Origin of the sequence: Rhodococcus sp. Leaf233 (assembly GCF_001426165.1) — a bacterium.
GTDB classification, from domain to species: domain Bacteria; phylum Actinomycetota; class Actinomycetes; order Mycobacteriales; family Mycobacteriaceae; genus Rhodococcoides; species Rhodococcoides fascians.
On record NZ_LMRO01000009.1, the window covers coordinates 395,359 to 408,168 of the forward strand.

Genomic DNA, 12,810 nt, shown 5'->3' on the forward strand with positions numbered 1-12,810 from the left:
CCTGTGTTGTGAGGTAGACCGTGAAGCGGAGGCCGTCGGGTGGTCCCGTGTGGTTCGCATCACATCAAAACGAAAGTGTGAGCGATAACATCGGCATTGTCAAAGTTTTCTTTTTGCACCCCACGTGAGCAGTGTGAGCGCTAACATTTGTCGCCTACGACTCTCGGCGAAGCGCCGAAGTTGCGGCCCGTCAGTGCAGCTCGTGCACCGACTGCTTACCGCTCTTGAGCCAGCGGCTCGGCAGCCGGCCGACCAGCTCGCCGAGTGGATGCACCGCCGCCGAGAGGATCTCCACGGAATCCTGCAGGATGTCGATCGAGATACTCATACGCTCGATGTTCGGAGCCACGGACGTCAGCGTCTCGGAAAGTTTGACCAACTGGTCCAGCGGCCCGCCCTTGGCCGTCAGACGCTCGACGGCACCGTCCTCGGCCAGCATCGTCTCGAGGATGCCGTTCTCCGCGATGGCCCGTTCGATCAGACCGTCCTGACGCGTCAACACCTCGAGCGGACCGTCCTTCGCCGTCAGGCGCTCGAGGGGGCCGTTGGTGGCGGTGATCCTGTCCAGTAGACCGCCCTCGGCGAGCAACCGTTCGAGCGGTCCGTCCTCGGCGAGCAGTCGGTCCAAGGGTCCGCCGGGAGCGAGAATGCGTTCGACCGGCCCACCCGGAGACAGCAGGCGCTCGAGCGTGCCGTCCTCGGACGTGAGTCGATCGACGACGCCGCCCTGGGCGAGCAGGCGGTCGAGTGGCCCGCCCTCCTTCAGGGCGTTGCCCAGCGCGCGATCGTCGGAGGTGAGCTGGCCGAGCTGGGTGAGCAGCTGCATCGTGCCGCCGCGCGGATTGGCGAGCGACGCCACTCCGGCCGTGCCGGACGCGCCGGTGGCCAACGCCATCCTGGTGGTCGCCAATGCGACCTCTGCGACGCCGATCGCCTGCTCGGCGATGGCCAAGCCGGCCCGTGCGGGCAGTGTGATCGCTGACACCCAGTTCATCGTTTTACTGTAACTGCTTGTAGCCGGGAAAATCAGTGAAGAACCTTCAGGCCCACAACGCAGCCGACGATGCCGACCAGAAGTACGACTTTGAGGAACGACGCTGCTTCGGCACCGGTGATCATCGCGTACGCCACGGTCAAGGTGGCACCGATTCCCACCCACACCGCATACGCGGTTCCGGTGGGCAACGACCGCATCGCGACCGCGAGACCGATCATGCTGAGCACCACCGCGACACCGAAAACTACCGATGGTCCGAGCTTGGAGAAGCCCTCGGACTTTCCGAGCGCAGTCGCCCAGATCGCTTCGAGAACGCCGGAAACGACGAGAATCAGCCATGCCATGAGAAATCACCTCTCGGCACCGTCTTGTCGCTGTTCGGGTACGGCGCGCCTCGTCCGATTGTCGGAAGTGACCTGTACGACGGTACCAATTTTTCTTCGGCGGGGACGCGAATTTTCCGGTGTCAGTACGCGTACGTGTTCGTCGGCGGGTCGATGCGCCGGGCCGTCGAGACCGTCATCGTGGGGGTGAAGGCGGTGGCTTCGGTCGCGGTCGATGCGTCGACGGTGCCGGTGAGCTGCAGCCAGGATCCGTCCGGAACATCCTCGAGGACAGTCGAATTGGAGTCCAGATGAATTCGGATGGATCGTGCGTCGGCCGCGCAGCAGATGATCAGGACACGGGCGAGGTCGAGGCCGTCGGTTGTGCCGTCGACGCGCGGCGACCCACCGTTCGCGGTCGCCACGGCGAATCCGGTGACACTGATCTCCCGGCCGTCGAGGCTGTCCTCCGAATCTCGGACGGCCCGCTGCACGACGTCGAGCAACGGGACGTCCGGTGCCTCCCCGTCGGGTAACGGCGGGAAGGGTGTCTTCTCGTGGGTCGAGACGGCGTCCACGGATCGGTCGCCGACCGCCGAGACACCGAGCGCGGGTGGGGCGACGAGGAGGATCACCGCAATCGGCACGAGCAACAGCCAGTATGGGCGCGCGTCGTGATCGTGACCGTCCGTCGGCCCACCGCGCCGGATGTCGGCGACGATCGAGGCTGCCGCGAGGACGACGATCAGCACGCCCGCGATCAGCAGATACGGATGCAGTGACGGTTTGACGTACCGGACGAAGCTGCCGTCGAGCGAGATCTTCACGATCGCTCCGCCGAAGAGGAACAGCAGGACGTTCTGCACCTCGCGTTTCATCGCGCGCCGATCAGGAATCCGCCGACGACCGAGGCGCACACGATCGCCACGACGAAGGTCAGTGGTGCGAAGCGGACGACGAAACCGCGCCCGAAGCTGCCTGCCTGCATCGCCATCAACTTCAGATCGACGGCCGGGCCGACCACCAGGAAGACCAGGCGCGGGAGCAGCGGCAGCATCGACATACTGGCCGCGACGAACGCGTCGGCCTCCGAACACAGCGCCAACAGAACCGCCAGTACGGCCATCACCACGATGGCCAGCAGCAGCTGACCGGCCAGGTGCTCGTACACCCGATCGGGAATCACCAGGTGCAGGGCCGCGGCCGCCGCGGCACCGAACACCAGAAACGCCCCGGCCTGCAGCAGGTCTGCACGAGCCGACTCGCGGAACGTCTCCCACTTCGAGCCGTCGTGATCGTGACCCCGATCCGCCAGCCGCGCGGTGATCCACTCGGCCTTACCGAATCGCGTCCACAGCCAGCCCATCACTACGGCGGTGGCGAGCGAGGCGAGGAACCGGGCGAGAACCATTGCCGGCTCACCAGGAAAGGCCACCGCAGTCGACACGAGAACGACGGGGTTGATCGCCGGTGCCGACAGCAGAAATGCCAGAGCCGCCGACGTCGGCATTCCCTGGTCCATCAACCGCCGGGAGACGGGAACAGCACCGCACTCGCACCCGGGCAATGCCATCCCGGCGAGTCCGCTCACACCGACGGCCGCGGGCTCGTTCTTCGGGACCACACGTCGAAGCACGGCCGGGGAGACGAACGCGGCGATGCCGCCGCTGACGAGCACACCCAGCACCAGGAACGGCGTCGCCTGCACGAAGATCCCGGTGAAGACGGTGGCTCCGGTTCGCAGGGCAGGGGAGGCGGCGACCCACTCGGCGAGGTACGGACCTGTCGCGATGCCCAACACGAGCAGAGTTGCGAATACGTGCATGGAAGTGACCGTCGGCCTGCGCCTCGGGCGGCGATCGGTGTTCGCAGGGAGCATCGCGCTCCATCATGCCCTCTCTTGGGGCCCCTCTCTGTCGGGGCTCACAGCAACCTCACAGCGAGAGTCCAGCGGACGAGCAGCAACGCGCGCGATGATGGACACCGTGAGCGAAACCCCCGAAGCGCGTGTACTGATCGTCGACGACGAACCGACCATCGTCGAGCTGTTGGCGGTCAGTCTCAAGTTCCAGGGATTCGAGGTCGCGACGGCGTCCTCCGGCCCCGAGGCCCTGGACAAGTCGCGTACCTTTCGGCCCGAGGCACTGATCCTCGACGTCATGATGCCGGGCATGGACGGCTTCGGTCTGCTGCGCAGGCTGCGTGCAGACGGAGTGGATGCTCCGGCGCTGTTCCTGACAGCGCGAGATTCCGTGGAAGACAAGGTGACCGGTCTGACGCTCGGCGCGGACGACTACGTCACCAAGCCGTTCAGCCTCGAGGAAGTGGTGGCTCGGCTCCGGGTGATTCTGCGCCGGTCCGGTCGGACCGAGGAGACCGAATCGTCCCGAGTCGCGTTCGCGGACATCGAACTCGACGACGACACCCACGAGGTGTGGAAGGCAGGCGAGCCGGTCTCGCTCTCGCCGACCGAGTTCACGCTGCTGCGGTACTTCATGGTCAATGCCGGAACGGTGCTGAGCAAGCCGCGCATTCTGGATCACGTGTGGCACTACGACTTCGGCGGTGAGGTGGGAGTGGTGGAGTCGTACGTGTCGTATCTGCGTCGTAAGGTCGACACGGGCGATACCCGATTGATCCACACGTTGCGGGGCGTCGGCTACGTCATGCGGCAGCCGCGGTGACCGGCCTCCGCTCACGGCTGGGGGACATCCCGCTGCGCTTCACTCTGGTTGCGGCCCTGCTGCTGTTGGTCGGGCTCGGACTGCTGGCATCGGGTGTCGCGGTGACGTCCTCGTTGGAGACGTCGTTGATGCGTCGCCTCGATCAGCAGTTGGTCGAGGCATCTCGGGGGTGGGCGCAACCGGACTCCCGCCCACTTCCACCTATAGGCGAGCCCAATCCTGGTCGCCCGCCGTCGAATTTCTACGTCCGGTCCGTGGCGAACGACGGCACCGTACGGGGACCCATCAACGATGTGGCAGAAAGTGTTCCGGATCTATCCGGTGTCACCGCCGATCGCCCGACGACGGTCGGCTCCGAGAGCGACCCAGGGAAACAGTGGCGCGTGTTGACGGTGACCAACAGTGACGGATCCACCACTGTGGGAATTCCGCTGGGTCCCAATCAGCAGACCGTCAGCCGACTGATGGTGCTCCAGTTGTACATCGGAGCAGCGGTATTGGTGGTGTTGGGTGTGGTGGCGTACTTCGTGGTGCGGCGCAGTCTGCGGCCGTTGCGTGAGGTGGAGACGACGGCAGCTGCGATTGCCGCAGGCGATCTGCACCGGCGGGTGCCCCACCGCAGCGAGAGAACGGAAGTCGGTCGACTGTCGGCGGCATTGAACGGAATGCTCTCGCAGATACAGCGGGCGTTCGCAGCGACCGCCGCCTCGGAAGAAGCGGCGCGGGCGTCCGAGGATCGGATGCGCCGGTTCGTCGCCGACGCCAGCCACGAACTGCGGACTCCGCTGACGACCATCCGGGGATTCGCCGAGCTGTACCGGCAGGGGGCGATGAGCGACATCGCATTGTTGATGACGCGGATCGAGGGCGAATCGGCGCGCATGGGACTGCTCGTCGAGGATCTGCTCATGCTCGCGCGACTCGATGCCCAGCGTCCCCTCGAGGTACGTCAGGTCGACGTGCTCACCATCGCCGCCGATGCCGTGCACGATGCGAAAGCCGTCTCGCCCGCACGCGACATCTCGTTGAAGGTATCGGCAGGACCGGGTATTCCGGAGGTCGCCGGCGACGATGCCCGGCTGCGTCAGGTGTTGGCCAACCTCGTGGGGAACGCAGTGCGGCACACGCCCGAGTCCGCGTCGATCACGGTGTGCGTGGGCACCACCGAGGAGTCGGTGGTGCTCGAGGTGCAGGACACCGGCCCCGGGCTGGGCGAGGAGGAGGCAGCTCACGTCTTCGAGCGGTTCTATCGCACCGACTCGTCCCGGACCCGTGAGAGCGGGGGCAGTGGGCTCGGCCTGTCCATAGTCGCAGCCCTGGTCGCCGCCCATAACGGGACCGTGGACGTGCGAAGTACTCCCGGCGCGGGTGCCACGTTCCGGGTCGAACTACCCAGGGCTGCAGACTGATCCGCTCACCCGGCCATGGACCGATCCTTCTTGCGTTCGGCGATCTTGGTGTACGCGGCAGCAGCGAGGGGCGCGGCCACGAGCATCGACACCAGCCGGATCACCTGAACGCAGGCGACGAACGTGACGTCCGATCCCGTCGTCGCGGACACGGCGAGCACTGCGGCCAGTCCGCCGGGCGTCGTCGCGAGATAACCGGTCAACATACTGACTCCGGTGACGGCGGACAGCGCCCAGCCCAGGAGTGCGCAGATCAGACCGATCGTGAGTACGAGCAGCGCGGCCCACGGGAAGATGCGTCCGATGGCCCGCAGGCTGGCGACGGTGAAGGCAAGTCCCGCTTGCCATCCGATGACGATGAACGCCAGCGGCAGCAGTACTTCCGGGACGGAGATGTCGACGGGCCAGCCGAGTAGCTCGCAGGCTCCGGCGACGATCAGCGGTCCGAGCGTGGCGGGGGCGGGGAGTCGGATCGTCTTCGCGAGCAGGATTCCGACGACGACGGCACCGATCAGAAAGGCCGTGCCGATGTACCACGGTGTCGTCGACGCCTCATCGGTACCGGACGTGCCACCGGTGTCGGTGTGAAAAGCGAAGGTGACGATCAACGGCATCGTGACGACCACCAACGCCACGCGGAGATACTGGACCACGGCGACGATGCGCTCGTCGCCGCCGAGCTCGCGGGCGACCGACACCAGACCTGTTGCGCCACCGGCAATCAGAGACAATGCTCCGGTCACCGGATCGACGTCGCGGTGCAGTGCCAGCAGAGCGCCGCAGCCGGCACTGACGATCAGGGTTGCCAACCCGACGGTGACCGCGGGAAGCCAGTTCTCTCCCAGCGCAGCGAGGGTGTCGGTGTCGAGCATGAGTCCGATCGTCACCGCCAGCGTGCCCTGCGCTGCCATGGACGCGGGACGGGGGACCGCGGCCGGACCCAACCCGGTCAATGCGAACACCACGGCGACGACGAGTGCGGCGAACAGCGACGGCGCGGTGAGGCCCAGACTCGCGAAAAGGGCCCAGCCCCCGACGGATACGGCCGCGAGGCCGATCCATCGGAGGCTGTGCCGCACTACGGTCGTCACCTTGTCGGCAACATTCACGCTCCGGACTTGACCAGTAGAACCGGAACCGGAATTTCGAGCAGCAGGCGCTGAATCGTCTGTCCCATCAGGAACTTGCCGACTGCCGAGCGGTGCCGGGAGCCGACGACGAGGATCTCGGACTTCTGCTCCTCCACCAGAGTCAGCAGAGTGTTCACGGCGTCGGGATCGGGGCGACCCACCGCCACGGTCCAGGCCACGGCCTCGGCGTTGTCGATGTCGGCCAAGGCGGTCTCTACTGAGGTGGAGACCGCAGCGGTTTCTCCTGCCTCGGCGGACGGCTCGGCCGATCCCGACAGTGCGTGCAGGACGACCAGATCGGTCTCTCTGATCCGAGCTTCTCGAACGGCGGCCGCGAGCGCTGCGCGGCCCTCGGGTGAATTGTTGTGCAGTACGCCAACAGTCATGACGGTGTCTCTTTCAGGAAGGTGGGGGTGAGGGATCAGCCGAACGGAATCTGACCGAGGACGATGCCGACCGCCAGCATTGCGAGGGAGACGACCACCGCTCGCCACAACACCTTCTTGTGGTGATCGGCCAGCGAGACTCCGGCCAGGGTCACCAGGAGCAGGATGGCCGGAACCAGCGGGCTCTGCAGGTGGACGGGCTGACCGGTGATCGAGGCACGGGCCATCTCGACCGGGTCGATGCCGTACTTGCTCGCGGTCTCGGTGAGCACCGGCAGGATGCCGAAGTAGAAGGCGTCGTTGGTCATGAAGAACGTCAGCGGGATGCTCAGGATGCCGGTGATGACGGCCAGGTACGGGCCCATTCCCGACGGGATGACGTTGAGCAGCCACTCGGCCATGGCTTCGACCATGCCGGTGCCCTGGAAGACGCCCGTCAGGATTGCTGCGGCGAGCACCATGGCGACGACGGAGACGATGGAGGACGAGTGCCGAGCTATCGCGTCGCCCTGCTCCTTGACCTTCGGGAAGTTGACCGTCAGCGCGATCGAGGCAGCGATCATGAACAGCACCGGAATGGGAAGAATGTCCATGACCAGGATGACGAGTAGAACGACCGTCAGAGCAGCGTTGAACCAGAGCAACTTCGGGCGCAGCGTGTCGCGATTGGGGTCGAGACCGTCGAAGAACTGACCCGATTCGCCGGAGCCGTCCGATCCGCCGGTTCCTGCTCCGCCGGTTCCCTTGCCGCCCTTGCGGATGCTTCCGCCACCGCCGGAGGCAACCAGCTCGGGTTCGTAGATCAGCTTGCCGATGCGTCGACGCTCCATGATGCCGAGGTGAACGGCGAAGAGCAGCACGATGATCAGGCCGACGATCATCGACGGAACCATCGGAACGAACACGTCGGACGGGGAGATTCCCAGAGCGGATGCAGCGCGAACCGTCGGGCCGCCCCACGGAATGATGTTCATCGTGCCGTTGGCGAGTCCGGCGACGACCGTCAGAATGACCGGGCTGACACCGAGTTTCAGGTAGAGCGGCAGCAGTGCGGACGTGACGATGATGAAGGTGGTCGAGCCGTCGCCGTCGAGCGAGACGACCATGGCCAGAATGGCCGTTCCGACAACAAGTTTCATCGGGTCGTTGCGTACGACACGAAGGATGCCGCGCACCAGTGGGTCGAACAGGCCTACGTCGATCATGATTCCGAAGAAGATGATGGCGAAGAACAGCAGGGCCGCGGTGGGGGCGAGGGACTTGATGCCGTCGGTGATCATGTCACCGATGCCGAGTCCCGCGCCGGCCAGCAGACCGAAGATGACGGGGACGAGGGTGAGTGCGACGACGGGCGTGGCTCTCTTGGTCAAGATCAAGAACATGAAGGCGGCTACCATGAGGAAGCCGAGTATCACCAACATCGTGCACTCCTTCTCGAAATGTGTGAGGTGGGTCCGGTTGGACTACGTGTTGTGACTGAAGTTACGTAACCGGCATCACATGTTCGCCGTTGTGCGCACTACCCGCGCAAGCAACGTAAAGCGCCTTTTGCGCATTGTGCTCGAGCAGCTCTCGCTCTAGCCTTGGCTGGTGCGATTGAGGACTCAAGTGCTGCTGCTGCAGGCCGCGTTGGTTGCGGTGGCGCTCGCAGTGGCGTTCGGAGTATTCGCGATCAGCAGTGGCGAACAGGCCAACGAGGAGTACGGCGAGCGGGCACTCGCGGTTGCGCGGACCGTGGCCACCGACCCCGAGGTGCGTTCGCTCGTGGGGCAGTTCTCGGCCGCGGACACCGCCGGAACCGATGCTGCGCCGGCGGGAGTGCTGGCAGGCGGTGCGCTGCAACGGACGGGCGAAAGCACCCGGGAGCGCACCGATGCACTGTTCGTCGTCATCACCGACGACCGGGGACTGCGCCTGGCACATCCGGATCCGACCGTCCTGGGGCAACGGGTGAGTACCGATCCGTCCGGCGCATTGGCGGGCAACGAGGTCGTCGAATCCCAACGCGGCACGCTGGGCGACTCCGTCCGTGCCAAAGTGCCCATCCTGGCTCCGGGCTCGGCAGACGTCGTGATCGGCGAAGTGAGCGTCGGAATCTCCACGACGGCAGTGCGAACCGAGCTGGTGAAGGATCTGATCAACGGCGCACTGGTCACCGGCGCAGTGCTGCTGTTGGGTGTGCTGGGCTCGATCCTGCTGGCGCGCAGGTGGAAGCGGCTGACCCTGGGCCTCGAACCCGAGGAACTCGCCGAGCTCGTGCGCGAGCAGGAGGCGGTGCTGCACGGCATCGGCGAAGGCGTGGTGGCCATCGATCCGGACGGCATCGTCACCGTCGTCAACGACGAGGCGCGCACCTTGCTCTCGATCGAGGGGAAGCCGGGAATGCGCGTGGAGGACATCGGTCTGACACCCAGATTGCTCGAGGTCATCGAGATCCCTACGGGCGAGCCGGTACTCGCGGCCGTCGACGAGGTCGTCGTCATCGCGGCGGCGCGAAAGGTGCTGCGTGACAATCGAGATCTGGGGACGGTACTCACCGTGCGAGATCGAACGGACGTGGAGGCACTGACGCGTCAACTCGACGCGGTGCAGTCGATGTCCGCGGTGCTGCGCGCCCAGCGACACGAGTTCGCCAACCGGATGCATCTGGTCAGTGGGCTGCTGCACGAGGGCCACCCCGATCGGGCGTCGGAGTACATCGACGAGATTCTCGGTGTCGGACCGAGATCGGAGGCGGTCGAGGGCATCGATGCGGTCTCCGACGCCTACCTACGTTCCTTTCTCACGGCCAAGGCGGCACACGCGCGCGAGAGTGGCGTGCGACTGGTGTTGGGGGAGAACACCTGGGTCGGTGGCGAACTGGTCGGACCGGTGGACGTCACCACCGTGCTGGGCAACCTGATCGACAACGCCATCGACGCAGCACGGCTCGGTGCACGTCGACCTGCCGAAGTGGAAGTCGAGCTGGTGCAGGAGGATTCGACCCTGCATATCGTCGTCGTCGATTCGGGTGACGGCGTTGCGTTGGCGCCCGAGCAGGTGTTCGTCGAGGGAGTCTCGACCAAGTCGACGGCGGATACGCCGGGTGGCCGAGGTGTGGGATTGGCACTGAGCCGACAGATCGCGCGAACCCGAGGCGGCGAAGTGACGTTGGCCGATGCCGGCGGGCAGATCACGGCCGACAACGACCGCGGGGGCGCAGTGTTCATCGCCTCGATTCCCGATGCCCTACTGATCGAAGAGGTGACGCAATGAGAGTTCTCGTCGTCGACGACGACTTCCGGGTCGCGGATCTGCATGCGGCACTGGTGAATTCACTCGACCAGTACGAGGTGGCCGCAGTGGCGACGAGTATCGCCCAGGCGCGAGAAATGCTGGCCACCCAGTCCTTCGACCTGGCTCTCGTGGACGTGTATCTGCCGGACGGGTCCGGTATCGATCTGGTGCGAGAGCTGCCGTGTGACGCGGTGGTGCTCTCCGCAGCTGCGGATCAGCACACGGTGCGCTCGGCGATGACCGCGGGCGCATGGACATACCTGATCAAGCCGTTTCCGCGCTCGGCGCTGGTCGATCGCCTCACCGGGTATCTCGCATACCGCGGCGCGCTCGACCGCACGGACGAACTGACTCAGGCGGACATCGACGGTGGGCTCGACGCCCTCCGCCCGCGCGCTGCGGCTCCGTTACCGGCCTCGCAGTCGGTCACCCGAGACCTGGTGCTCGACGCGGTGCGCGGAACGGCGGAGCCGATGTCGGCCGGAGAAGTTGCTGCGGCCATCGGCATTTCGCGAGCGACGGCCCAGCGGTATCTGGCCACCCTGGTGTCCAAGGGTCGGCTGCGGATGCAGCTGCGGTACGGATCGACCGGGCGTCCCGAGCAGGAGTACTCGCTACCGCCGGGTGCGTGACATCGCCACGACCGCAGCTCCGACGAGCGAAATGGCCGCGGTGAGCAGAGCCGCGGTGTTCCAGTTCGTGACCAGAGCGGCCGCGGCATGATCGCCGGCCGGCACGGCGACCACAGCGACGACGGTGACGCCGACAGCGGATCCGACGTAGCGCGCGGTGTTGTTGGCCCCGCTGCCCATTCCGCCGCGTCCGACCGGGACGCTGGCCACGGCCTCGCGTCCCAGCGCGGCGTTGAGGACGCCACTGGCGACGCCCGCCACGAGCAGTCCCGGCAGCAGCCGAGGCCAACCGGCGTCCGCGGCGAGGCCCGTCAGCATCACCATGCCGAGTGCCACACCGATCAGTCCGGCGGCGAGCTGGGTCCGGCCGCTGATGGCGGCCGGGATGCGCCGAGCCAGCAGGGCGGTGACGACCGAGGTCGCAGACCACGCGAACAGCAGAATCGCTGCCCCGAGGGCATCGATGCCGAGCGCGGTGCCCACGAACCCGGCCATGTACGACATCAGTGCGATGATCCCGCCGCCCGTGGCCAGGGCGGCGACCGTGGCGGCGAGAAACGGTGGATGCCGAAACAACATGAGATCGAGCATCGGGCTCGCACTGCGCAATTCGAGCGCGACGAAGGCCAGCAGCAGTAGCGCGGCGAGAACGAACAACACGATGGGAGTCACGGCGGTCCACCCCTGCCGACCCTCGACCAGCGCGGCCAGTAGTGCGCCGATGCCCGTGGCCAACAGCACCGCGCCGACCGGATCGAGGCCGCGCGGGGCGTCGGACATGGATTCTTCGACGCGCAGCTGCGCGACGACGGCGAGCACGAGAGTGGCGATCGCGAGGACCACGTACGCCTCACGCCAGCTGGCCCACCGGTCGAGAAGCGCGGCGAGCAGCGGGCCGAGCGCGATACCGGCCCCCACGCTGGCACCCCAGACTCCGCTGGCCTTGGCGCGCACCGGCCCGGCCGGGTGCGTGTGCGCGATGATGCCGAGGCTCGATGCGACGACCGCGGCACCGCCGAGGCCTTGCAGGATGCGGGCCAGCACGAAGATGAGGGTGTTGGGAGAGACGGCACAAACGATTGCGCCGACGGCCAGAACGACTGCTCCGAGTACGAAGGTGCGGCGACGGCCGAAGTCGTCTGCGACGGTGCCGGTGGTGAGCAACGCGGCGGCGAGGCCGATGCTCATCGAGCTCAGAATCCAGGTCCGTCCCGCCGCGTCCGACATCAGGTCCAGCGCGGTGCTGTTGATCGTGGCGAGCGGAGCGGTGAACGCCATCAGCGTCAACAAGGTGCCCGATGCGGCGACGGCCAGTGCGCGGGTGCCGTTCGTGGTGCCGGCGGGCGTGGGTGCAGTGTCGGTCATCGTCGTCTCTCTGGTCTGGTGATCGAACTGTAAACGGCCAACTTGGTTCGGTCAACAGACTGTACGATCGGCGCATGGCACTCGGAACCGACTACGCCCGCCAGGACTGCCCCTTGGCCCGCGCGCTCGAACTCGTCGGCGAGCGCTGGACCATGCTCATCGTGCGCGACAGCTTCTTCGGGGTCCGACGCTTCGGCGACTTCCAGGTCCACCTCGACATTTCCAAGGCAGTCCTGGCTCAACGGCTCGGCACCCTGGTCGATGCCGGATTGCTCGACCGGCAAGCCCGAGCCCACGGCGGCGGCCACGACGACTACGTCCCGACGCACGCCCTCGAAGGACTGTGGCCGGCCGTCTACGCTCTGAGCTACTGGGGCGAGAAACAGAACCCGAAGCCCACGGGCACACGTCGCCGGTTTCTGCATGCGACCTGCGGGACAGATCTGGGACCGCTCGGACTGTGCCCCGAGTGTGGCGTCGCGCCCGGCCCACGCGACATCGATACCGACATCGGACCGGGTTACGACCCGGACAACCGATCCGACGCGGTATCGACGCAGCTTCGAACGCGCCGACGGCTACTGGCACCTCTGCGCTGAGCGAGGCGC

Annotated in this window: 13 protein-coding genes and 1 riboswitch; of the genes, 5 read left to right on the top strand and 8 right to left on the bottom strand. The window is 66.3% G+C overall.

The features are described from left to right. Window positions 1-190 precede the first annotated feature (190 nt). The 4 genes from ASH04_RS12595 to ASH04_RS12610 all read right to left on the bottom strand — a co-directional run bounded on the left by ASH04_RS12595 (window position 191) and on the right by ASH04_RS12610 (window position 3,199). Complete coding sequence (locus tag ASH04_RS12595; RefSeq protein ID WP_027495785.1) at window positions 191-994, bottom strand: hypothetical protein; 804 nt, start codon at window positions 992-994, stop codon at window positions 191-193. Between the two features lie 32 nt (window positions 995-1,026). Next, window positions 1,027-1,341 carry a DMT family transporter gene (locus tag ASH04_RS12600; RefSeq protein WP_027495786.1) on the bottom strand — a complete coding sequence of 105 codons (315 nt, stop codon included), beginning with the start codon at window positions 1,339-1,341 and terminating at the stop codon, window positions 1,027-1,029. A gap of 13 nt (window positions 1,342-1,354) precedes the next feature. Next, window positions 1,355-1,418: riboswitch (guanidine-III (ykkC-III) riboswitch) on the bottom strand. Window positions 1,419-1,463: 45 nt separating this feature from the next. Then, a complete protein-coding gene (locus tag ASH04_RS12605; protein ID WP_057473647.1) occupies window positions 1,464-2,198 on the bottom strand; it encodes a TIGR03943 family putative permease subunit in 735 nt (244 codons plus the stop codon). Further along, window positions 2,195-3,199: a permease gene (locus ASH04_RS12610; protein WP_032391191.1), complete on the bottom strand. Its 1,005-nt coding sequence runs from the start codon at window positions 3,197-3,199 to the stop codon at window positions 2,195-2,197. The genes ASH04_RS12605 and ASH04_RS12610 overlap by 4 nt, the downstream gene beginning before the upstream one ends. Before the next feature lie 97 nt (window positions 3,200-3,296). Here ASH04_RS12610 and ASH04_RS12615 point away from each other — a divergent pair, with 97 nt between their 5' ends. Further along, a complete protein-coding gene (locus tag ASH04_RS12615; RefSeq protein ID WP_027495789.1) occupies window positions 3,297-4,004 on the top strand; it encodes a response regulator transcription factor in 708 nt (235 codons plus the stop codon). Then, window positions 4,001-5,413 carry a HAMP domain-containing sensor histidine kinase gene (locus tag ASH04_RS12620; protein ID WP_057473648.1) on the top strand — a complete coding sequence of 471 codons (1,413 nt, stop codon included), beginning with the start codon at window positions 4,001-4,003 and terminating at the stop codon, window positions 5,411-5,413. Before ASH04_RS12615 ends, ASH04_RS12620 begins: the two co-directional genes overlap by 4 nt. Before the next feature lie 5 nt (window positions 5,414-5,418). Here ASH04_RS12620 and ASH04_RS12625 read toward each other — a convergent pair whose 3' ends face one another. From ASH04_RS12625 to ASH04_RS12635, 3 genes are read right to left on the bottom strand one after another with little or no spacing between them, the layout of a single operon-like run. Continuing rightward, window positions 5,419-6,522: an AbrB family transcriptional regulator gene (locus ASH04_RS12625; protein ID WP_053068879.1), complete on the bottom strand. Its 1,104-nt coding sequence runs from the start codon at window positions 6,520-6,522 to the stop codon at window positions 5,419-5,421. Then, on the bottom strand, window positions 6,519-6,929 hold the full coding sequence (locus tag ASH04_RS12630) for a universal stress protein (protein WP_027495792.1): 411 nt from the start codon (window positions 6,927-6,929) through the stop codon (window positions 6,519-6,521). The genes ASH04_RS12625 and ASH04_RS12630 overlap by 4 nt, the downstream gene beginning before the upstream one ends. A 35-nt stretch (window positions 6,930-6,964) precedes the next feature. After that, window positions 6,965-8,350: a CitMHS family transporter gene (locus ASH04_RS12635; protein WP_057473649.1), complete on the bottom strand. Its 1,386-nt coding sequence runs from the start codon at window positions 8,348-8,350 to the stop codon at window positions 6,965-6,967. A gap of 169 nt (window positions 8,351-8,519) precedes the next feature. Between ASH04_RS12635 and ASH04_RS12640 the strand changes: the two genes are divergently transcribed. After that, window positions 8,520-10,184, top strand: coding sequence for a sensor histidine kinase (locus ASH04_RS12640; protein WP_057473650.1), 1,665 nt, complete (start codon window positions 8,520-8,522; stop codon window positions 10,182-10,184). Further along, window positions 10,181-10,837, top strand: a complete 657-nt coding sequence (locus ASH04_RS12645) for a response regulator (RefSeq protein ID WP_057473651.1) — start codon at window positions 10,181-10,183, stop codon at window positions 10,835-10,837. Before ASH04_RS12640 ends, ASH04_RS12645 begins: the two co-directional genes overlap by 4 nt. Here the strand turns inward: ASH04_RS12645 and ASH04_RS12650 are convergent. Next, window positions 10,820-12,202 (bottom strand): MFS transporter, encoded by a 1,383-nt coding sequence (locus ASH04_RS12650; RefSeq protein WP_057473652.1) that lies wholly within the window; start codon window positions 12,200-12,202, stop codon window positions 10,820-10,822. The two genes, ASH04_RS12645 and ASH04_RS12650, sit on opposite strands and share 18 nt — an antisense overlap. Window positions 12,203-12,276: 74 nt before the next feature. Here ASH04_RS12650 and ASH04_RS12655 point away from each other — a divergent pair, with 74 nt between their 5' ends. After that, the gene (locus ASH04_RS12655; RefSeq protein ID WP_032386391.1) at window positions 12,277-12,801 is read left to right on the top strand and encodes a winged helix-turn-helix transcriptional regulator; all 525 of its coding nucleotides are present in this window, start codon (window positions 12,277-12,279) and stop codon (window positions 12,799-12,801) included. Window positions 12,802-12,810: the final 9 nt, after the last annotated feature.